The organism is Nonomuraea antimicrobica (genome assembly GCF_039536965.1).
Classification (GTDB): Bacteria; Actinomycetota; Actinomycetes; order Streptosporangiales; family Streptosporangiaceae; genus Nonomuraea; species Nonomuraea antimicrobica.
The window spans coordinates 1-20,452 of record NZ_BAAAZP010000147.1; the positions used below are offsets into that span (position 1 = coordinate 1).

21 protein-coding genes, 1 tRNA gene and 1 pseudogene are annotated in these 20,452 nt (G+C 69.7%); 14 read left to right on the top strand and 9 right to left on the bottom strand.

Going from position 1 to position 20,452, the window contains the following annotated elements; translation table 11 throughout:
- Window positions 1–317 (bottom strand): annotated as a pseudogene (locus ABD844_RS36180) (L-talarate/galactarate dehydratase); the annotation flags it as partial.
- A 105-nt stretch (window positions 318–422) separates the two neighbouring features.
- On the opposite strand from ABD844_RS36180, the gene ABD844_RS36185 reads away from it, so the two are divergent.
- Both ABD844_RS36185 and ABD844_RS36190 read left to right on the top strand, forming a co-directional pair.
- On the top strand, window positions 423–1,226 hold the full coding sequence (locus tag ABD844_RS36185) for an NAD-dependent epimerase/dehydratase family protein (protein WP_344888177.1): 804 nt from the start codon (window positions 423–425) through the stop codon (window positions 1,224–1,226).
- Between the two features lie 133 nt (window positions 1,227–1,359).
- Window positions 1,360–2,319, top strand: a complete 960-nt coding sequence (locus ABD844_RS36190) for an RNA-binding protein (protein ID WP_344888180.1) — start codon at window positions 1,360–1,362, stop codon at window positions 2,317–2,319.
- Window positions 2,320–2,594: 275 nt separating this feature from the next.
- Here ABD844_RS36190 and ABD844_RS36195 read toward each other — a convergent pair whose 3' ends face one another.
- On the bottom strand, window positions 2,595–2,981 hold the full coding sequence (locus tag ABD844_RS36195) for a tautomerase family protein (RefSeq protein ID WP_344888183.1): 387 nt from the start codon (window positions 2,979–2,981) through the stop codon (window positions 2,595–2,597).
- Between the two features lie 767 nt (window positions 2,982–3,748).
- Here ABD844_RS36195 and ABD844_RS36200 point away from each other — a divergent pair.
- A complete protein-coding gene (locus ABD844_RS36200; protein ID WP_344888186.1) occupies window positions 3,749–4,081 on the top strand; it encodes a hypothetical protein in 333 nt (110 codons plus the stop codon).
- Window positions 4,082–4,117: 36 nt separating this feature from the next.
- Window positions 4,118–5,053, top strand: a complete 936-nt coding sequence (locus ABD844_RS36205) for a phosphotransferase family protein (RefSeq protein ID WP_344888189.1) — start codon at window positions 4,118–4,120, stop codon at window positions 5,051–5,053.
- Window positions 5,054–5,128: 75 nt separating this feature from the next.
- On the opposite strand, the gene ABD844_RS36210 is transcribed toward ABD844_RS36205, so the two are convergent.
- Both ABD844_RS36210 and ABD844_RS36215 read right to left on the bottom strand, forming a co-directional pair.
- On the bottom strand, window positions 5,129–5,938 hold the full coding sequence (locus ABD844_RS36210; protein WP_344888192.1) for a hypothetical protein: 810 nt from the start codon (window positions 5,936–5,938) through the stop codon (window positions 5,129–5,131).
- Window positions 5,939–6,106: 168 nt separating this feature from the next.
- A complete protein-coding gene (locus ABD844_RS36215) occupies window positions 6,107–7,012 on the bottom strand; it encodes a hypothetical protein (protein WP_344888195.1) in 906 nt (301 codons plus the stop codon).
- A 473-nt stretch (window positions 7,013–7,485) separates the two neighbouring features.
- On the opposite strand from ABD844_RS36215, the gene ABD844_RS36220 reads away from it, so the two are divergent.
- Window positions 7,486–8,079, top strand: a complete 594-nt coding sequence (locus ABD844_RS36220) for a DUF4240 domain-containing protein (RefSeq protein ID WP_344888198.1) — start codon at window positions 7,486–7,488, stop codon at window positions 8,077–8,079.
- A gap of 329 nt (window positions 8,080–8,408) precedes the next feature.
- On the opposite strand, the gene ABD844_RS36225 is transcribed toward ABD844_RS36220, so the two are convergent.
- Window positions 8,409–8,485: transfer RNA gene (locus ABD844_RS36225), tRNA-Pro, on the bottom strand.
- A 96-nt stretch (window positions 8,486–8,581) separates the two neighbouring features.
- Here ABD844_RS36225 and ABD844_RS36230 point away from each other — a divergent pair.
- The 3 genes from ABD844_RS36230 to ABD844_RS36240 all read left to right on the top strand — a co-directional run bounded on the left by ABD844_RS36230 (window position 8,582) and on the right by ABD844_RS36240 (window position 9,839).
- A complete protein-coding gene (locus ABD844_RS36230) occupies window positions 8,582–9,007 on the top strand; it encodes a hypothetical protein (protein ID WP_344888201.1) in 426 nt (141 codons plus the stop codon).
- Window positions 9,008–9,283: 276 nt separating this feature from the next.
- Window positions 9,284–9,634, top strand: coding sequence for a hypothetical protein (locus tag ABD844_RS36235; RefSeq protein ID WP_344888203.1), 351 nt, complete (start codon window positions 9,284–9,286; stop codon window positions 9,632–9,634).
- A 1-nt stretch (window position 9,635) separates the two neighbouring features.
- Entirely contained in the window at window positions 9,636–9,839 is a 204-nt protein-coding gene (locus ABD844_RS36240; RefSeq protein WP_344888206.1) for a hypothetical protein, read from the top strand.
- 43 nt (window positions 9,840–9,882) lie between these two features.
- Here ABD844_RS36240 and ABD844_RS36245 read toward each other — a convergent pair whose 3' ends face one another.
- The gene (locus tag ABD844_RS36245; RefSeq protein ID WP_344888209.1) at window positions 9,883–10,404 is read right to left on the bottom strand and encodes an ATP-binding protein; all 522 of its coding nucleotides are present in this window, start codon (window positions 10,402–10,404) and stop codon (window positions 9,883–9,885) included.
- A 19-nt stretch (window positions 10,405–10,423) separates the two neighbouring features.
- Window positions 10,424–11,194, bottom strand: coding sequence for a SigB/SigF/SigG family RNA polymerase sigma factor (locus tag ABD844_RS36250; RefSeq protein WP_344888212.1), 771 nt, complete (start codon window positions 11,192–11,194; stop codon window positions 10,424–10,426).
- A gap of 175 nt (window positions 11,195–11,369) precedes the next feature.
- On the opposite strand from ABD844_RS36250, the gene ABD844_RS36255 reads away from it, so the two are divergent.
- Window positions 11,370–11,726 carry an STAS domain-containing protein gene (locus tag ABD844_RS36255; protein ID WP_344888367.1) on the top strand — a complete coding sequence of 119 codons (357 nt, stop codon included), beginning with the start codon at window positions 11,370–11,372 and terminating at the stop codon, window positions 11,724–11,726.
- A 13-nt stretch (window positions 11,727–11,739) separates the two neighbouring features.
- On the opposite strand, the gene ABD844_RS36260 is transcribed toward ABD844_RS36255, so the two are convergent.
- Window positions 11,740–12,459: an ANTAR domain-containing protein gene (locus tag ABD844_RS36260; protein WP_344888215.1), complete on the bottom strand. Its 720-nt coding sequence runs from the start codon at window positions 12,457–12,459 to the stop codon at window positions 11,740–11,742.
- Between the two features lie 88 nt (window positions 12,460–12,547).
- Here ABD844_RS36260 and ABD844_RS36265 point away from each other — a divergent pair, with 88 nt between their 5' ends.
- From ABD844_RS36265 to ABD844_RS36275, 3 genes are all read left to right on the top strand, one after another.
- Entirely contained in the window at window positions 12,548–14,380 is a 1,833-nt protein-coding gene (locus tag ABD844_RS36265; RefSeq protein WP_344888218.1) for a SpoIIE family protein phosphatase, read from the top strand.
- A 106-nt stretch (window positions 14,381–14,486) separates the two neighbouring features.
- Window positions 14,487–15,590 (top strand): glycosyltransferase, encoded by a 1,104-nt coding sequence (locus ABD844_RS36270; protein ID WP_344888220.1) that lies wholly within the window; start codon window positions 14,487–14,489, stop codon window positions 15,588–15,590.
- Window positions 15,591–15,754: 164 nt separating this feature from the next.
- The gene (locus ABD844_RS36275) at window positions 15,755–16,603 is read left to right on the top strand and encodes an alpha/beta fold hydrolase (RefSeq protein WP_344888223.1); all 849 of its coding nucleotides are present in this window, start codon (window positions 15,755–15,757) and stop codon (window positions 16,601–16,603) included.
- A gap of 28 nt (window positions 16,604–16,631) precedes the next feature.
- Here the strand turns inward: ABD844_RS36275 and ABD844_RS36280 are convergent, their stop codons facing one another.
- On the bottom strand, window positions 16,632–17,702 hold the full coding sequence (locus ABD844_RS36280) for a PucR family transcriptional regulator (protein WP_344888226.1): 1,071 nt from the start codon (window positions 17,700–17,702) through the stop codon (window positions 16,632–16,634).
- A 76-nt stretch (window positions 17,703–17,778) separates the two neighbouring features.
- Between ABD844_RS36280 and ABD844_RS36285 the strand changes: the two genes are divergently transcribed.
- Window positions 17,779–18,696, top strand: a complete 918-nt coding sequence (locus ABD844_RS36285; RefSeq protein WP_344888228.1) for a proline dehydrogenase family protein — start codon at window positions 17,779–17,781, stop codon at window positions 18,694–18,696.
- On the top strand, window positions 18,697–20,322 hold the full coding sequence (pruA, locus tag ABD844_RS36290; protein ID WP_344888231.1) for an L-glutamate gamma-semialdehyde dehydrogenase: 1,626 nt from the start codon (window positions 18,697–18,699) through the stop codon (window positions 20,320–20,322). It abuts the gene before it with no gap.
- Window positions 20,323–20,452 lie beyond the last annotated feature (130 nt).

Consider the following 20,452-nt stretch of genomic DNA (forward strand, 5'->3'; position numbering starts at 1 on the left):
GCCACCCCCGACCTGCCCACCGACGCCCCGGCCCACAACAACGACTCGTACACCCTGCCGACATCCGACGGGTCCTGCCCGATCAGGTTCGCGCCGACCTCCTTCGCGTGCGCGTACTGGGCCGGGCCGCCCGCCCGCTTGGAGTAGCCGAAGCCGGTGCCGCCGTGCCCGTCCTCGGTGGTGATCTCGGCGAACAGGAAGGCGATCTCGGTCATGGGCTTCTGCCGCCCGGTGAGCACCTTGGCGTCGCTGACGGGGACGTCCAGCGGGAGCGTGACGGAGGAGAGAGCGACGTGACGTATGCGGTCGGAAGCCATGAAGGGTCCTCGGGGGTCGGCGGTGCGATTCCCGAGTCATCGTATGAATTCATAAGTTGTATGACAACCTCGAAATGTCGGGGCCCGATGGCACACTCATCTCCCATGACAGTCGAAACGGTCGTCCTCACCGGTGCCGCCGGGCGCGTCGGGTCCGTGTTGCGCGAGCCCCTGCGCCGCCGGCTCCACCGCCTGATCTCGGTCGACCGCGCCCCGCTCGCCGCCGGATCGGCCAACGAACGGGTCCACACCACGACGCTGAGCGGCGTCACCGACCTCCTGCCGATCGTCGAGGGCGCCGACGCGATCGTCCATCTGGCGGGCATCCCCGACGAGGCCCCGCTCCCCGACCTGCTGGAGGCCAACGTCCAGGGCACCCACCACGTCCTGGAGGCGGCCCGCCGCACGGGCGTCGGGCGCGTCGTGCTGGCCAGCAGCAACCGCCTGACCGGCTGCTACCCGGCCGCCCAGACGATCCCGGCCGACCTGCCACCCCGCCCCGACGGCCTGTACGGCGTCAGCAAGGCCGCCATGGAGGCCCTGGCCCGCCTCTACACCGACAAGTTCGGCCTGGAGGTGGTGTGCCTGCGCATCGGCAGCCTCGAACCTGAGCCCGCCGAGCCCCGCCACCTGGCTACCTGGCTGAGCCCGCGAGACTGCGCCGGCTTCTTCTGGGCCGCCCTGACGGCCGCCGTCCCCGGCTTCACCGCGGCCTACGCGGTCTCCGCCAACACCCGCCGCTTCTGGACCCTCGACGACCGGCTCCCCTACCACCCCCAGGACAACGCCGAGACGTACGCGCACCGCTTCCCGGCCGCCGACGCCTTCTTCACCGACGACCGTCCGCAGGGCGGCGCCTTCGCCTCCCCCGCGTACACGCTGCGGCACCTCACCCCAGCACAGGAATAGAGCGCTCAACCGCACGACCGTCCCGAGCGAGCACGCCCCCGACGGAAGACTTAACCATTGGCCGGACACACCAGGCCACCACCAGGATGGCCTGGTGAACGTCTCCACGGCCGGCTTACTTCCGAGGAGGGGCATGGGGCGCCGCGTCTACCGAATCACGAAGTATGACCCGGCGGACCGCGACGAGCACGGCCACTACCTCGGCCCTGAAGACGTGTACAGCGATCACGGCCCGGTCGAAGCGGCCTACCTGGCAGCAGTGGCCGCTTTCGCCCAAGCGACCGCCGTCACCCACCTCACGATCAGAGACCCCGGGGTGACCGGCATCGTCACCTTCGGCACCGAGCCCCCGATCGACGGCCATGGGCTGGCCGGACTGTTCCCACCCGATCTGACCGGCTACCACGACGGCGCGCAGGTGCCCATCGCCGTCGCCCTGGAACTGGTCCGGGCGATGCTGCGCGACAACGGCGTCTGGTGCCGCCTTGAGGCCGAGAACCGCTTCTCCGTCCACGTCGGATACGACCAGTACGTCTACGTGGGCAGTGCGCTACCGTGCTCGCACGCGGTGACGCTCACCCACCAGCGCGGCCTCTTCGCCGAGCCCATGGACCGGTCACCGTACGACCCGGAGTTCGACGAGAACGATCTCACGCGACGACGTCCGGCCGGCCCGACCTTCTGGGACGAATTGGAAGCCCTCATCGGTCGGCGCGGCGGGGTAGTACTGGAGGAGGAACACGTCCACAACGCCTCACGCTGGCACCGGGTCACGACCATGGCTGAGGTCGCCGCGATACGACCCCGGCTCACCCCCAGAGCCATGCTGCGGGTCTGGCCTGATCTGTCAACAGACGTGAACGCAGCCCTTGCCGAGCTACCCGACGAGGGCCTCAGCACAATCGTCCGCCAGAATCCGCAGGGGCACATCAGCGCTCTGACAGTCGACGAAACCGACTACCCGTCGCTGCCCACCGCACTGGCTGACACCCGCGCCATGCTCATCCTCCCCTCCTACGACGAGCGCCAACCGCTGGCGGCCGCTGTGCTCCCCGACCCCGACGGAGTGCTCCGCGCACGCTGGACACCTTGAGGTCACCAAGGCCGGGACGACGATCGCGCCCGCTGCCGAGATCAGCAGTCATCGCCACCGGCCGCCACCACAAGGCCGGCTACTGAGCGTGACTGGGTACACATATGCCGCCACAGTCGAGACAGCGAGCGAAGCGATGGCCATCGCAACATGACCTCTCCGATGAGGAGTGGGAACGGCTGGAACCGCCGCTGCCCCGCGACCCCGGTCTGGCTCCGCGACCCCGTCACGTGGTCCGGGGAAGAGTCTCACCTACCCGTGCCCAGTGGGGTCCTTCACAGGTTGACGGGGTAGCCGAGCGACAGCTCATCCGCCGGAACGCCCCGGATTCCCCAGTTCACTTTCGGCATCTCGACAATGGCGAGCTCGATGTCATCGACGGGCAGGTCGAGGTCCGGCGCCAGCCGCTCGTACACGGTACGGATCAGCTCACGCTTGGCGTCGTCGGAACGACCCGTGAAGCACAGGACCTCGATGATCAGATAGCGGTCACTTCGTTGCGGGCAGATCATGTCCTCGGGATCGAGCAGCAAGAAGCGGTGGAACCGCTTGTCCGACGGCAGCCTCCACGCCGACCCCAGGCACTCCTGCAGCAGATCGGAGATCCTCCGCTGCTTCCCCGCCCATATATCGCGCCGACCATAGACCTTGATCTGAGCCATTTGCCCAGTCTGCAGCGTACCGCCCGAGATGGCGAACCAAGATCCAGGAAACACGACCTCGGAAGTCCTGACAAATGATCAGAGCCGCGCCGAATGACGCCGCGGTTCGTTGATCTTCGGATGCAGCGGGCCGAGCGGCCGAAACCTACAACGACGGCCTGATCATCCCGCGCGTCGAGCCAGGGGCAGGCGCGACCCCACCACCCATCTTCCGAAGGGCCGCATTCCTGGTGCAGGCCGTACAGCAAACCTCGGCCCAGGTTTTCGTTCGGCGCGTCGACAGTAGCGGACTTTTGACCGAGAAGAGACGGGCTCCGGCGCCTATTCCGGACGCGGCACGGGGCGTCCACCTACCCGCAGAAGAAGCAGTTGCTCGGATTCTCCTACTCAAGCAAATCTCAGGGCATTCCCAGTTTTTCTGTCTACACCACGCCGATCGGGACGGCGAACGGATCGATCGGGCTTCAGGTCTACGACTACGCCGGTCCCGCGCCGTACTGATCGCGGACCGGCGGCGGGGAACGCCGACTACGCCCCGCCGCAGCGGCAGCCGACCGCTCGCCGGCACCCCCAAGACCGTCACGAGGGAGGGACGCCACCCGCGCCCCTCCCACTCGGCTACAGCGAGAGAGCAAAGCACAACAAAGATCATCTTGTTGGACGCACTTAGACTAACGCGGCTTGACGTTACAGAGAGTTGACAATCAATCACATAAGGTGATCAAAGTAAGGGCCGTATCTCGGCCGCGCCCACCGAAGGAACCCGCATGCGTATCCCAACCACCACCGTGGCCCTGGCCGCCGCAGGCGTCATGGCCATGGCTCCGCTGGCTCCAGCACAGGCTGCAAGGGGCTTGCTCATCATCGACGACCGCCACTACGAGAACCCGAGCGGCTGCCACCCCCTGAGCTCGAACGACGGGTCGCGGTTCGTTCACAATCTCACCGGCCAGAGCGCCTACTTCTTCTCCCAGGAAGATTGCCAGGGCCTCCCCGTAGATCAAGTGCACCCGGCCGAAACCGGGCGCGTCGACCACGTCAGAAGCTTCCACATCGCCCGACACCAGGCGCCTCCTGGCGGCAACGCCGAAAACCGGTGAGACAGCTCCCGGCCGCCCGTGTCAGCATGCTCGATCATGCTGGAATACGAGCCGAGCGACGAAACCTTGGCCGCCATCGCCAGTCGGCACGGTACGACCGCCGCGCAGGTGCGCCCGCTGCCCGCAGGGGTGGCCAACCGCGTCTTCCTGCTCGGAGACGACCTGGTGCTGCGCATCCCACGGACCAAGCGGTTTCTCCCGGACCTGGTCAAGGAGGCCGCGGTCATCCCCGTCGCCCTGCGTGCGGGCGTACGCACTCCGCGGGTCGTCGCCTTCGACGACACCTGCTCGGTGGTGGACGTGCCCTACATGGTGCTCACCCGAGCCCGGGGAGCCGACCTCGCGCGCCTCGACCTGCCTCCCTCGGACACCGACCGCGTCTTCCGCCAGGCGGGGCGAGAGCTGGCCAAGCTGCACCGGCTGTCCCCGGACACCACGCCTGCCCTTCCCGCCATCCCCACGGATGACGACGCCACAGACGCCACAGACCCCTGGGCACTCACCGACCGCCTTCTGATGGAAGGCTGGCTCGACACCGAGACCGCCCGCTGGCTCAGTGGCTGGTTCGACCGGCTCTCGAAGCAGCTCCCCGCGAGCCCGCCTCTGGTCCTGGTCCACGGCGACCTCGCGCCACAGAACCTGCTCGTCTCCCCGAAGCCGGCTCAGCTCAACGGAATCGTGGACTGGGGGGACGCCCAATGGGCCGACCCTGCCGTCGACTTCGCCAAGGTCCCCCTCACCGGCGTCCCGGCCATGCTCGACGGCTACCGGCAGGAGAGCGGCGCAAGCTCGACGACCGCGCCGACCTGGGAAGCCCGCGTCCTGTGGTGCCACCTCACCTGGGCACTCGGGCGCCTGGCAGACCCCGTCCCGCGCCCGGACGTACGCCACTGGACCCCCCTCCCGCCAGCCGCCTCCTGGCCCTGCTCCGCTTCTTCACCTCAGCCCCACCAGCCCCTTGGGCCGATCTGACCTGATCCAGCGCCGGCCCTTCGGCACGGCCGACCGCGCGTCGCTGTTCGCGGTCCGGGAGGCCCTCGGCTTCTCCTAGAAGGCGGCCTGTCCCGCCTCGACGACCCGGCGTGCGATCGACACGAGGGCTTTCGCCGCCTCGTTGGATTCTCTCGTGAACGCGACGAAGAGGTCGTTGTCGTCGTGATCCAGGCTCTGCCGGCAGTTCCCGCCGGCTCTCTCCGTCTGGGTGATGAACGTCCGCCACAGGCCCTGGATCTCGAGGTCGGGGGCCGGGAAGTAGCGGCCGGCGTCGCGGGCGATCTGCCCCAAGTTGCCGCACAGGGGGCGGAGGAGGGCCGGGTCGATGTCGCCGTTCCTCGAGTCCGCGGCATCTTTCTGGGCCGCGATGAGACGCTTGATGACGGTGATGTAGCGATTCTGCAGGTCCATCCCGCCGCGGAACCACCAGGCCATCAACTGCAGGCGCCTGGTCGTGTCAGGCATGGCCACGTCGTCGACGGATACCATCTGTCGCGCCTCGATCCCGGGGGTGCCCCCGGGCGGGCTCTGCTGTCCGGTGGCCGCAACGGTTGCCGCCACCGCCGCGGCGGACAACGCGTACACACAGAGGCGACGTACGGTGAGCCCGCTCCGCACCCCTCCCGACCGCGGTTCGGGGAGCGTGGCTTCCGTTCTGGACCGCCACGCCCTGTGCGCGGCCGACACGATCGCGGCCGCGATGACGGCGGCGATCGCGGTGAGCACAAGGACAAAGCCCAGGAGGGTGTGGACGAGCGGCCAGGCCACGCCCGGCCGCCACTGGCAACTGGTCGCCGGCGTGTTGAGCGGCTGGAAGCATCTCGTCCTCTGGCGCTCAGCAAGAACGGAGTCCTCGCCGATCAAGTCGGCAGAGAGCACGGACGGTCATGGTGAGGCTCGTCTGCACCGACAACTCGCGACAGTTCAATAAACGAGCCCACCAGTACGGCTCCCCAGGCAGGCGCAGCAGGTCGAAAATCACGTAATGAACAGACTCGCTGCTTTCAGCGGGGGCCCAAAAGCGTGACCGCGTCAGCTGCCGTATTCCTCGGCGACCTTCTGATAGATGGCCTCCGACTTGGGGGTGTAGACCCGATAGAAGTCCTTGCCGCACTCCAGATCGTCCAGAGCGGCCTTGATCTCCTTGTCCAGGTACGGTTTGGCCTGGGCAGACGTGAGCTGGGCTCCGAATTTCTGCACGGTGCCCTTCTTGGAGGGCGAGGGCATCTCGGGATCTTTCTCGCGCTGCCTGCGGCCGACCTCGTCCTCCAGATCAAGGAACGCGCCCCAGCCACGGCCCGCCATTTGTACCGGCCTGGTGTCGGAGACCTCGTATCCCTTGCCCGTCAGGCACGTGGCCATGTTCGATGCCAGCTTGACCAGTTCGGCGTCGCCGTCGATCTCGCGCTCAGTCGCCTTGTCCGAGGCTGCGGCGCGCTGATCCCACAGGTCCGTGTCGGACGTCACCTTCTTGCCGAGAACCTGCTTGGCCGCGACGACGATGCAGGCGCTCACGGCCTTCCAGTAGCTCTTGTACTGAGCCGGGGAGAGGTTCGCCCGGATCTTCCCGTTGGGGTCGCCGTCTGGGTACGGCATGCTCTCGGGGGCGTCTGGCCCCTTCGGCTGGACGTACAGCGAGAAGACCCCGAAGCCGTACTTCGCCCGCTGGGCCTTCAACGCCTCATAGTCGCCGGCTCTGCGCTTGGCCTCATCGTCGGTGAGGGGATCTTCCGGTGGCACGAAGGCGATGTACCTGAAGCCCTTCTGCTTCATGCAGTCCGCCTTGACGGACTCGAACTGGCGCCTCTTCTCCTGTGCCGTCGCGGCCGACGTCGAGGGAGGTGAGGCGCCCTTGGCAGCCGGTTCGGCGTCGCCCCCGCAGCCGCTGAGCACGGCCGTCGCAGCCAGGACCAAGGCGGACATTCTCATGGTGTTCATGATCGCTCTCCCCGTATTTCGACGTCACGCGCGCACGCGACCGCCGAGGCACCTGTACGGCTCGTGGTGGTGTCCGGCGCACCCGCCGGCGCGCGTGATCTGCTTCTTCCGTGGCTCACCTGCGAGCCGGCTACCGTCCGATCTGGCAGGTCGTGCGGGTCCGGCCACAAGCGACCCACGCGGCTGGCGCCGAGCGCTGCCGCAGCCGTCGCCCAGCCTGGACGTGCTGCGGCCCGTCGCCTGCGCCCTGGTCAGAGGCCGTGGACGCGACTGTCACGATCAGCGCCAATGTGGATCTTTCTAACATGCCCGGCAACCATACTGCGTTCAATGAAGTATGGTCAATCGCAGCCGCCTCCACGACTCCGCCCGGGTTGCACGACCAGCCCGTGGACACCTCAACCCCGCCTACCTTCGAAGAGCCGATCGATGTCTCTTGGCCGGCTGTACCGCGTCTGCGAAGATCACTCGTCGTGGACATCGACGAATTCTGGTTCCTGATCGAACAATCCGCACGAGAAACCACCAGCAAAGAGACACGTCTGAAATGGCTTCACGAGCGGTTGGCGCAACGTCCTGCCGAGGAAATCGTCGACTTCGGTGCCTGGATGCTCACGGCTCGGCGCCAGATTGACACGTGGCTGATGTGGAGTGCCGTACGCGCCCTGTACTTGGACGGATCCGACGATGGCTTCTGGTACTTCCAGATGTGGCTGGTCGGCCTGGGCCGTGAGACCTTCGAACGGGTCGTCCGTGACCCTGACACTCTGGTGGATGTGCCAGCGGTCCGGCGACTTGTCGTCATGACGCAGAAACGGCAGTCGTGGACCAACGATGACTGGCCCACGTTCGAAAGCCTGGATTACGTAGCCATGTCGGCTTGGGAACAAGCGACAGGCAAGGGACATGAGAAACTGTCAGAAGCCCTCAGGTCTCGCGGCTTCGAATTGTTCGCGCTGCCCAATCCTACGGACGAGGCATGGGAGCTCGACAATGCGGAAGAGTCGGCTCGCAGGCTCCCTCGGACACACCGATACATGCGCGAGCTTTACAGCCGCCGCACTTAGACCACGAGGTCTATGCCGTTGTCGCCGAGTTCCGGCAGGCAGAGAAGGACACCGGGGCGCCCACCTGCTGCTGGACGCCAGATGCGGCACAGCTTCGTCTCGCTGCTGTCCCACTCCGGAGGCCGACTGAAAGACATCGCCCGCCTCGTTGGCCACAGTGGCACCACTGTGGCACCACTGTCACCGAAGCCGTCCACCGTAAGCAGATCCGCTCCATACTCCTGCGAGGAACTGCGGCGATGGACGCCCTCTTCACTCAGTTAGTCACTCACCAACGCGAAAGGGTGCCACCCAAGAAGAGTGACACCCTGCTCGACCAGTAAAGAATCTGGTCGGGACGACAGGATTTGAACCTGCGACCCCTTGACCCCCAGTCAAGTGCGCTACCAAGCTGCGCTACGTCCCGGTCGTGTCGGCCGCCCCTCTGCGGGGCGGGACGTCATAACCTTAGCGCACATCGGAGGTGCACGCGTACACGTGAAGCGGGAGCGGAGGCGGCCAGGTGGGGCGTAAGCCGACCATTGATCGGAAGGAGTTGGCGCGGCTGGTCACCGAGGGCAGGAGCGTTCAGGAGCTGGCCGCGCACTTCGGGGTCAGCGAGTCCGGGGTGCTGCAGGCGAAGCGGGCGGCCGGGCTGGCCAAGCCGATGCTCGACCACAGTGCCGCCCTCCCCTGGAAGCTGGCCCGCGCGCACTCCCAGTCCGGGCCCGCCACCAATCTGCGCAACCTGTCGGCGGCGGCGCAGGGCAAGCCGCCGGCGGCCGAGCGGTTGAACACCGCGCTGCGGTGGGCGCAGCGGCTCGTCGACTCCGGCCTCGACATACGGTACGACGCCGCCGAAGGGTTCAGCGAGATCCCGGCTCCGCCGTCGGATTCCCACATCGCGAACGTGCTGGACGCGGCCAGGAAAGCGCTCGAAGCCCGCTGAGGCGGGGGTTTCGGCCCGCCCTTCGAGGGCAGTCTCCGGTCTCAGCACAGAGACCGGAGGCGAACATCATGACCACCTGGACCTGGGTGGCCGTCGTCGTGGTCGCGGTGATGGCGCTCACCGCAGCGAGGTACCCCGTGCCGCAGCGGAAGCGCCGCACCCGGCTCCGCGAACGCGTTCGGCTCTGACGAGTACGAACTCCGGCAGCCCCTGGTGCACTGCCGGCGTGCTGTTCGAGGAGTTACCGCAGACACCACGCGAGGACGGTGAAACGATATGAGCAGCGACGAGCTGAAAGTGCCGTCGCAACGTCAGAACACGACCGATTCGCCACACCGCGACCGCCTCATTGAGGCCACCAGCACCACCGAGCGCGATCGGCTCATCGACCCCAGCGAGGGCGACGGTCCCAATGCCGTCTCTCGCCCTTCACGAGACCCCAAAGATCCCAAAGATCCCACAGCGTCCACGGGGCTCACCGAGCGCGATGAGCTGGCCGACCGTGGGCGGCTCGCCCCAGGTGTCCCGGAGGCCACGCAGGGGGCGGCGCACGTTCCCACCGACCCCATCAAACCCCACCGAACCACCATCGAACCCACGTCACACCAGGATCAGGAAACGAGGTGACATGACCATGCTCGCAGTCATCGCGGCCATCATCTTCGGGTTGGGCTTCCTACTCGACCTGGTAGGCGCGTCGATTCCCGGCGGGTTCTCCGGCATGACGTTCGTCCTGCTGGGGCTGACTCTGCTGGCTCTGCATCAGGCGGGGGTCGGCACGGCCGGTATCCGCACCGGGTCCGGCAACTGGCGCAGCCGCGCCCGCCGATAGACGGCTTAATCGAACGGCGTAATCGAACGGCCTAGTCGAAGGGTCAGGTCTTGCCAGGGAAGCGCATGACGACTGTGCTGCCGCCGTTCCCGGTCCGCAGGGTCAGCTCTGTGGCCAGCAGGCGGGCCACCTGCAGGCCCATCCCGCCCACCGCGCCGGGTCTTGGGCCGGGCTGCCACGTGCCCCCGTCGTGCACCTCGATGACCAGGTCGCCGTCGGCGACCCAGGAGCGCAGGCGCGCGTCGGCGGCCCCGTGGGTGACGGCGTTGGTGGCCACCTCGTTGACGGCGATGACGAAGTCGGCGACGGCCTCGTCGGGCATGTCGACCGCGCGGGCCTCGTCCTCGGCGAAGCGCCGCACTTCTGGCAGGTCCGGCAGCCGGAAGGTGAGTTGTCTGACGGCCGCGCCGGGCGGCGGACCCAGCATGGCCGCGCCGGGCGGCGGACCCAGCATGGCCGCGCCGGGCGGCGGACCGGTCACGGGCGCACCGGCTGGCGGTCCCAGCATGGGCGCGCCGGGTGGCGGGGCCGTGTGGCCCGACGGAGGCTCGACGTCCTCGTTCACCCGGCGACCGTCCTCGCTACTAGCCGACCAGCTCCGCCCGCAACTGGTCGAGAACCTTGCGGAGGATGCGCGAGACGTGCATCTGGGAGATGCCGAACTCGGCCGCGATCTCGGCCTGTGTCATGTTCCCGAAGAAGCGCAGCAGCAGGATGTGCTTCTCGCGGGACGGGAGCGCGTCGATGAGCGGCTTGACGGCCTCCCTGTCGACCATGGTGCTCAGGGTGTCGTCGTCCTCCGGGATGACGTCGCCGAGCGAGGCGGCGTCGTCGTCGGTGCCCAGGGGCGCGTCCAGCGAGAGCGTGCTGTACGCGGCGGAGGCGTCGAGCGTCAGCAGGACGTCCTCCTCGCTGATGTTCATCTTGGCGGCCAGCTCCGCCACGGTCGGGGACCTGCCGAGGTCCTGGCTGAGGTCCGCGACCAGCCGGTTCAGCTCGGAGCGCCGCTCCTGGTAGAGGCGGGGCACCCGGATGGCCCAGGTACGGTCGCGGAAGTGCCGTTTGACCTCGCCGGTCATCGTCACCACCGCGTAGCCCCTGAACGCGTGGCCGAGGCTCGGGTCGAAGCCGTTGACGGCCTTCATCAGGCCGACGTACGCGGCCTGGAGGAGATCCTCCAGCGGTTCGCCGCGGTAGCGGTAGCGCCGTGCGATCTCCATGGCGAGCGGCCTGTGCATCTCGACGATGCGTTCGCGCAGGCGCTCCTTGTGACTGTCGGGTGTCTGCTCCCCGGCCATCTCGGCCAGGAGTTCTTCCGCGGTCATCTCCTCGAGGACGTATTCCTGCACAGCCATCGCTGCTCCTCATATGGATCGCAGGCGGCCTCCGGCAAAGCAAAAAAGCCCATGCAGAGGCACGCCTCGCTCTGGTCTCGAGACCGAAGCCCTCTGCTGGACTTCGCCTCCAGTGTCCCCCCTGTGGCGCGAAGTATTCCTCGATCGCGCGGGACAGTAGGGTTGCTCCGTGACAATGCCGGAGAACGGCGGGGAGCCGGTGGCGGCCCTGCGCCTGACGTCGTCGACTGTCGACGGGATCACCGTGGTCAGGGTCGACGGCGTGCTCGACGCCACGACACGCGCGCAGTTCGCCGACTATCTGGCGATGGCGGGCTCACACCTGATCCTCGACCTGGCCGGGGTGACGTTCATGGACTCGCGCGCGCTCGGGCTGATCGTGCACCACTGGCAGACGAGCCTGGCGGCAGGGGCCACGTTCGCGCTGATCGGGGTTGAATACTCCAAGTCCAAGGTGATGTGGATCACGGGGCTGGCGCAGCGGCTGCCGCTCTACGACACGCTGGACGACGCGCTGGCCGCCCGCAAATAGGGTCCGAATAGGGTCAGCGGCCGGAAGACTTGCGCTGGTGCTCGTCCACCAGGAGCCTGGCGAGGTCGGCCACCTTGACCTGGTGGTGCTGGGAGATCCGGCGCAGCTCCTCGAAGGCGGCCTCGGCGGTGCAGCCGCTGGTCTGCATGATGAGGCCCTTGGCCTGGTCGATGACCGCCCGTCCCACCAGGGCCTCCTGGAGCTGCGCGGCGTCGGTACGCACCTCCTCGAACTCCCAGATGTTCGCCATGGCCACGCCGACCTGCTCGGCCAGCATGTCGGCGAGGGATCCGGCCCCCTGGGGGGAGAACGCCCCCGGGCGTACCGAGTAGAGCCCGACGACCAGCAGCGCGGGCGGCGCCTCGATGGGCACGACGAGCGCCGAGCGCACGCCCCAGCGGGTGGCCAGCGCGTCGTAACGCGGCCAGCGCGTCTCTTTGAGCACATCTGTCACTGTGGCGCGCCCGCCGCTCTGCCTGGCCTCGATGGAGGGGCCCTCCCCCAGCTCGCGTTCGCCCTCGACGAGCAGGATCAGCTCGCTGTGCGAGCCGGAGACCAGCACCCGGTGGTCGCGCCAGTGTTCGGCGGAGGCCCCTGAGCAGCCGGGTACGCCCGCCGCCAGCGCCGTGGTGAGACCGCGCAGCACGCTCTCCGTCGAGGTGCCCTCGCCCAGCCGGCCCAGCGCGGCGAGCTCGCGGGCGAGACCGGGGGTGATCATAGCGGTCGATTCCATGGTGAAAGGGTTCTACCCGGCCGATTCCATAGCAAGATGCTTCTACCCCTTATGGCTGGCATTATCCCGGGTGGCGTAGCGTCAGACCATGACCATGCCGGACCTCGAACACGCCCTGGACGCGCTGACCGCACGCGTGTCCTCGTTGCATGACGCGAGGGCCGCATACCCGGCCGACCTGGCGCCCACGCTCGACGCCGCGCTGGCCGAGCTCGACACCGCCGCCGAGTTGCTGGCCGAGGCCCGCGAGGAGCTGCGCAAGGCCCCCAAGCGCGCGGGCGGCAGGAAGGACGGCACGCAGCGGGAGCTGAAGCTGCTGCGCCAGCTCCTGCGGGCCTTCCCGGTGCCGGTCATCGTGCTCGACGGCGGCGGCGTGGTCAGGCGGATCAACCCCGAGACCGCGCGCCTGCTGGGCAGCCCCGACGGCTATCTCGTGGGCCGGTCGTTCCCGCTGCTGGTGGACGTGTCGCGGCGGGCGGCGTTCCGCTCGCACCTGACGTCGGTGCTGCAGACCGGGCAGCCGACGGCGTTCGAGACCCGGCTGGCGCACCAGGGGCGCACGCACACCGTGCAGCTCGCGCTGACCAGGCTGACGATGCCGGGCGAGCCGCAGCAGATGGTGGCGGCGGTGGCGCTGCCGACCGAGGTGCGGCTCCCCGAGCCGAGCGCGCGGCGGGCCGAGCTGACCGACGGCGTGCTGCTGCTGGCCGCGGCCAGGCGGCAGGACCTGCTGACGCGGATGGCCGGGCTGCTACTGGACGAGGAGGCGCTGCTGCGCCCGGTCGCGCTGCAGCGGGCGATGCGGCTGCTGGCGGCGGAGTGGGCCGACTGGGTGATCGCCGACATGGTACGCGACGGGATCCCGCGCCGTTCGGCCGTCATGGCGCCGAAGGACCACCCGCTGGGCGACCTCGTACGGCAGGTGGAGTCGGCCGATCCCGCGGGCGGCCAGGTGGTGTCGCAGGTGCTGGAGCGTGGCTCCGGCGTCGTGCTGGAGATGGTGGACGACGAGACGCTGCTCGGCTTCTGCGCCGAGGGGCCGCTGCTGACGGCGATGGGCGCGGGGTCGCTGGTGTGCGTGCCCATCGGGCGTTCCGACGGCGTGCTGACGCTCGTGCGTACGCACGACAAGCCCCCGTACGCGCTGGCCGACCTGGCCGTCATGCAGGAGGTGGGCCTGCAGATCGGCCTGGCCGTACGCGCGCAGGGCAGCTTCCAGAGCCGTTCGCGGGCCGCGGACGCGCTGTCGGCCAGCGTCGCCCCGCGCAACCTGCCCGACGTGCCCGGCTACGAGGCGGCGGCCGTCTACCACCCGGGGGCGTCGGTGGGGGCCGAGTTCTACGACGTGTTCCCCGTCGCGCACGGGTGGGGGTTCGCGCTGGGCGGGGCGGCGGGCAAGGGCGAGGAGGCGGCCTCGGTCAGCGCCATGGTACGCGGCGGCCTGCGGGTGCTCAGCACCTGGGAGTCCGATCCCGACCTGGTGATGCGCAAGGTCAACGAGGCCCTGGTCGCGCAGGGCACCGGCATGTTCGTGATGGCGGTGGCGGGGTTCGTCAGAGGGCGCGAGATCCGGCTGTCGTCGGCCGGGCACCATCCGGCGGCGATGCTCCAGCCGGACGGCGGTGTGCGCTTCACCGCGGGCGGCGGGGTGCCGCTGGGCATCTCGCCGGAGGCGGAGACCGAGGTGGAGACGCTGACGGTGGCCGCTGGGGAGACGCTCGTGCTCTATTCGGAGGGCCTGGTCTCCTCACGCGACGAGCGCGGCGAGCCGTACGGGGAGGAGCGGCTGGCCGACGTGCTCAGCCGGTGCGCGGGGCAGTCGCCGTCCACCGTGGTCAAGACGGTGGAGGCGGACCGGCACGCGTTCTCGGGCGGCCTGGTTTGGGATGAGATCGTGGTTTTCGCGCTCCGAGGTGTCTGATCTGCGGTGGTTTGCGATCGCCGGATACCTGGGTATGGTCGAAATCGGAGAACGACGTGCCTAAGACGCAGGCACACCTTCGAGGCTTTCCACGCTGAGGTGTGCCATGAATATCGCGATCGTCGCTTCCGCCCACGGCAACCAGCGCCATCGCATCGTGTCGGTAGCCCGCGAGCTGGGCCGTGAGCACCACGTCACCATCTACTCCCGCCGTGACAACGCGGAGGGCAAGCCCAAGACGCGGGTGGCCCCGGGAGTCACGCTGGAGAACATCGACGTGGGCCCGGCCAAGGAGCTGGCGGCCGACGACCTGGTGCCGTACCTCAACGAGGTGGGCAACCAGCTCATGCGGCGCTGGAGCCAGGACCTTCCGGACGTCATCCACGCGCACTCGTGGACCGGCGGGCTGGTCTCGGTGGCGGGGGCCGAAGGGCTGGGCGTCCCGGTGACGCAGACGTTCCACACGGTCGACGCCACGCACCTGGAGCTGGAGCGGGCGCTCGGCCGCCGGGCCGACGCGGTCATCGCCGGCTCGGGTGACGAGGAGTCGGCGCTGATCCGGCTGGGGGTGCCGCGCGGCAACATCGCCGTGGTGCCGTACGGCGTGGACACGGAACGCTTCCAGCGCCGTGGCCCGATCGCCACGCGCGGCACGCGCAAGCGCCTGCTGCACCTGGGGCCGCTGACGATCGAGCGCGGTGCGCACACCGTCGTACGCGCGCTGCAGGGCCTCGACGACGTCGAGCTCGTCATCGCGGGCGGGCCCGAGCCCGAGGAACTCGACGAGGACAGGGACGCGCGCCGCCTGCGCGCGCTGGCCGACCAGCTCGGCGTGGCCGACCGGGTGACGCTGCTCGGCCAGGTGAAGCGGGCCGCGGTGCCCAAGCTGATGCGCAGCGCGGACGCCGTGGTGACGGTGCCGCGCGAGGCCGTGACAGGGGTCGTCGCACTGGAGGCGATGGCCTGCGGCGTGCCCGTGATCGCCTCTGCCGTGGGCGCCCACCTCGACTCCATCATCGACGGCGTCACCGGCCTGCTGGTGCCGCCGGACCGGCCCGCGCGCACCGCGCGGCTGGCCCGCGAGCTGCTGTACGACCCCACGCTGCGGACCGCGCTCGGCTACGCGGGCGCCGACCGGGCGCGCTCGCGCTACTCGTGGGAGCGGGTGAGCCAGGAGCTCGTACGGGTCTACGAGGCCACCCTCGCCTGACCGTTCCCCCCGCGCGCCTCCCGTCGGAACCCCGGCAGGCGGCGCGATGCCCGGACCGGCTCGGGGTGTGCCGGTCCTGCGCGTGTGAAGATCGAGGGGCGCCGGGCGATGAGTTTCCGCCGCCGCACCGGTCTGCACAGCAGACGCGAAAAAGGAGCCTTCACATGTCCCACACCCTTGAGGTGCCCGGCGCCGTCCTGCACTACGACGTGCGCGCGGCCGAGGCGAGCGGCAGGCCGGTCCTGCTCATGATCGGGTGCCCGATGGACGCCACCGGGTTCACCGCCCTGGCCGGTCTCTTCCAGGACCGTACGGTGGTGACGTACGACCCGCGCGGCATCGGCCGGAGCGAGCGGACCGACGACGCCCGCGAGTCGACGCCCGACCAGCACGCCGACGACCTGCACCGGCTGATCGAGGCGCTCGGCGCCGGGCCGGTGGACGTGTTCGGCAGCAGCGGCGGGGCCGTCAACGGGCTGGCGCTGGTGGCCAGGCACCCCGAGCAGGTGCGTACGCTGGTCGCGCACGAGCCGCCGGCCGCCCAGGCCCTGCCGGACCGGGAGAACGCGCTGGCCGCCGTGCTGGACATCCGCCGGGCGTACGAGCGTGACGGGTTCGGCGCGGCGATGGCCAAGTTCGTCGCGGTCACCGGTCTGCGCGGCGAGATCCCCGCCGACTTCGCCGACCGGCCCGCCCCGAGCATCCCCGGGATGCCGGAGCACGACGACGGCACCGGGAACGACCCGTTGTTCGGGCAGAACCTCATCGCCGTCACCCACTACGAGCACGACTTCGGCGCGCTGCGCGCGGCCTCGACGCGGGTCGTGATCGCGGTCGGCGCCGAGTCGGAGGGCGAGATGGCGCGCCGCTCGGGCGAGGCGGTCGCCGAGCGCCTCGGTACGAAGCCCGTCGTCTTCCCCAGCCACCACGGCGGCTTCATGGACGGCGCGTTCGGCATGGCCGGCGAGCCGGAGGCGTTCGCCGTCAGCCTGCGTCAGGTCCTCGACGACTAGCCTGCCGCCGCCGGACCCCGGGCCGCCTTCAGGCCCCGGGGTCGGGGACGAGCAGGTGGGCCGCCTTGAGGCCCAGGTGCACCGCCAGCCGGTCGTCGCCGTCGGAGAGGTCGCGGTGTGTGAGCCGTTCGGCCTTGCCCAGCCGGTAGTAGAGCGTCTGGCGGTGCACGCCCAGCTCGGCGGCCGTCTTCTGGACATGCCCGCCGCGGTCGAGGTAGACCTCCACGGTCTGGGCCAGCTCGGCGTCGAGCGCCGCAGTCTCGGCGGCCAGCTCGCGCAGGTCGGCCTGGCCGAGGCGAGCCAGCAGCCGGTGCACGCCCAGGTCCTCCCAGCGGGCGACCGGCCCGTAGCGGGGGAAGTGCTCGGCGACGCGCAGCGCCTGGCGGGCCTCCCGCCAGCTCAGCCAGGCGTCGGCCGGGTCGGACCGGGCGGCGCCGATGCCGGCCGCGGTGCCGTACGCGCCGCGCATGGTCTGGGCCACCTCACCCGCGAGGTGGGCGGGGGCGAGCAGGGCGACCGGCGAGCCGGGCCTGGCCAGGACGCCGCGCGGCAGCGTCCAGAGGGCGGCCACGCGCTCCTGCGACTCGCGTACGGCGATGGCCGCCACCGGGCCGGTCACCTCCAGCGAGACGCCGGCGCGTTCCTCGGGGTCGGCCGAGAACAGGGCGCGCAGGCCGCGTCCGAGGTCCTGCCTGCTCCTGGCCTCCTGCGCGAGCTCGGCGGCGGCCCTGGCCACCAGCGGCGCGGCGGCGGCCAGCCGCGCGTCGGGCAGCTCCCCCGAGTCGAGCAGCCACAGGTAGCCGTAGGTGACGTCGGCGTGGCGCAGCGGCCAGCAGACTCTGGCCAGCACCTTCAGCTCGGCGTCGGCGGGGATCCTGACCGGGCCGCCGGCGCGGGCGATGCCGTAGCGCTCGAAGTAGTCGCGCACCTCGCCGCTGGCCCGCCGGCGCAGGATCGACTCCTGGCGGACCGTGTCGATGTCGCCGTGCTGCGCGCCGTAGGCCAGCAGCCGGAACGAGCGGTCCTCCAGCGTCGCGGACGCCCCCAGGCGGGCGGCGATCTCGTCGACGATCTCTTGTAGGTCTGCCGAGTTGTGCATTTGTACGACAGCCTCCCACACCCGGCGTTACGCGCGTCGATGGCCCCCTCTGAGCTGCGTTTTTACACTTGGACACATGCTGGGTCAACTGCTGCTCGCCGCTTCCAGGAGCGGTGCCGTACGCCGCGCCGTGTCGGGCTTCACGCCCACGAAGAAGGTCGTGAAGCGGTTCGTCGCGGGAGAGAGCGTCCAGGAGGCCCGCGACGCCGTCGAACGGCTGCGCGACGCCCGGCTCGCCGTGACCGTCGACCACCTCGGCGAGGAGACCCTCGACGCGCGGGCCGCCGAGGCCACCGCCGGCGCCTACCTCACGCTGCTCCGGGCGATCAGGCCGCTGGGGCTCGGCTCCCGGGGCGAGGTGTCGGTCAAGCTGTCGGCCGTCGGGCAGCGGCTCGACGACACCATGGCGCTCGAGCACGCCCGCGAGATCTGCGCCGCCGCCGCGGCCGGCGGCTCCACCGTCACGCTCGACATGGAGGACCACACCACCGTCGACTCGACGCTGTCGATCCTGCGCAAGCTGCGGGAGGACCATCCGGCGACGGGCGTGGCGATCCAGGCGTACCTGTTCCGCAGCGAGCAGGACTGCCGCGACCTGGCCTCGGAGGGCTCCCGCGTACGGCTGGTCAAGGGCGCCTACCGCGAGCCCGCCTCGGTCGCCCACCAGGGCAGGGCCGCCGTCGACAGGGCGTACGCGCGATGCCTGCGCATCCTCATGGCGGGGCAGGGGTACCCCATGGTGGCGACGCACGACGACCGCATGATCGCGATCACGGAGCTGCTCGCCGACCGGTTCGGGCGGGCGATCGGCGACCACGAGTTCCAGATGCTCTACGGAATCAGGACCGACCGGCAGGAGGCCCTGGCCGGGGCCGGTCACACGGTCCGCGTCTACGTGCCGTACGGAGACGACTGGTACGGCTACTTCATGCGCCGCCTGGCGGAGCGGCCGGCCAACGTCGCCTTCTTCCTTCGTGCCCTTGGGGGTAAGTAAATGGATGCCATCAGCAACGTTCCCGTGCCCGCGAACGAGCGCGTGTACGGCTACGCGCCCGGCAGCAGCGAGCGGGCGGCGCTGGAAGACCGCATCAAGGAGCTGGCCGGGTCGTCGCTCGACCTGACCATGACGATCGGCGGCGAGCAGCGCCTCGGCGGCGGCGCCCCCATTGACGTGGTTCAACCGCACAACCACGCCTCTGTCCTGGGCCGTACCAACGACGCTACGGCCCAGGACGTGCAGGACGCCGTCGACGCGGCGCTGCGGGCCGCGCCCGCCTGGCGGGCGTTGCCGTTCGACGAGCGGGCGGCGATCTTCCTGAAGGCGGCCGACCTGCTGTCGGGCCCGTGGCGGGCGACGCTGAACGCGGCGACCATGCTGGGCCAGTCGAAGTCGGTGCAGCAGGCGGAGATCGACGCGGCCTGCGAGCTGATCGACTTCCTGCGGTTCAACGTGGCCTATGCCCGTCAGCTCTACGCCGACCAGCCGATCTCGTCGCCGGGCGTGTGGAACAGGATGGAGTACCGGCCGCTCGAAGGGTTCGTGCTGGCGATCACGCCGTTCAACTTCACGGCCATCGCCGGGAACCTGCCGACGTCGGCCGCCCTGATGGGGAACGTCGTCGTCTGGAAGCCGTCGCCCACCCAGCAGTTCGCCGCGCACTTCACGATGCGGCTGCTGGAGGCGGCCGGGCTGCCCCCCGGGGTGATCAACCTGGTCACCGGCAACGGGCAGGCCGTCTCCGAGGCCGCGCTCACCCACCCGGCGCTGGCCGGCGTCCACTTCACCGGCTCGACCGCGACGTTCCAGCACCTGTGGCACACGATCGGCACGAACATCTCCGGCTACCGCACCTATCCGCGCCTGGTCGGGGAGACCGGCGGCAAGGACTTCGTGCTCGCCCACCCCTCCGCCGACCCGGCGGTCCTGACCACGGCGCTGGTCAGGGGCGCGTTCGAGTACCAGGGGCAGAAGTGCTCGGCCGCCTCGCGGGCGTACGTGCCGCGCTCGGTCTGGAACCGCCTGCGTGACGACTTCGTCTCCGCGGCCGAGTCGCTGACCGTGGGCGACGTCACGGCCGACGTGTCGACGTTCATGGGCGCGGTCATCGACGGCCGGGCCTTCGCCAAGCACAAGGAGGCCATCGACCGGGCGCGGGCGGCCTCGAACATCGACGTGCTCACCGGCTCGTACGACGACTCCGTCGGCTACTTCGTCAAGCCGACCATCGTGGAGTGCGCCGACCCGGCCGACGAGATGTTCGTCAAGGAGTACTTCGGGCCGATCCTCGGCGTGCACGTCTTCGAGGACCGCGACTTCGACACGGTGCTCGACCAGATGGAGGGCATCGCCCCGTACGCGCTGACCGGGTCGATCGTCGCCCAGGACCGGTACGCGATCGCCGCCGCCTCCGAGCGGCTGCGCTTCGCGGCGGGCAACTTCTACGTCAACGACAAGCCGACGGGCGCGGTCGTGGGCCAGCAGCCGTTCGGCGGCGGGCGCGCCTCGGGCACCAACGACAAGGCCGGCTCGATCTTCAACCTGACGCGCTGGGTGAGCGCCCGCGCGATCAAGGAGACGTTCGTGCCGCCGACCGACCACCGTTACCCGCACATGGGCTGAACCCCTCCTCAGCCCATCTACGGCGAGAGCCCCCGGCCTGCCCCGGGGGCTCTCGGCGTTCCGCCCCGGGCGCGGCGCCCCTCTGCTTCGCCGGTGGACGTGGCGTAATGTGCAATGACCGTGTCGTTGA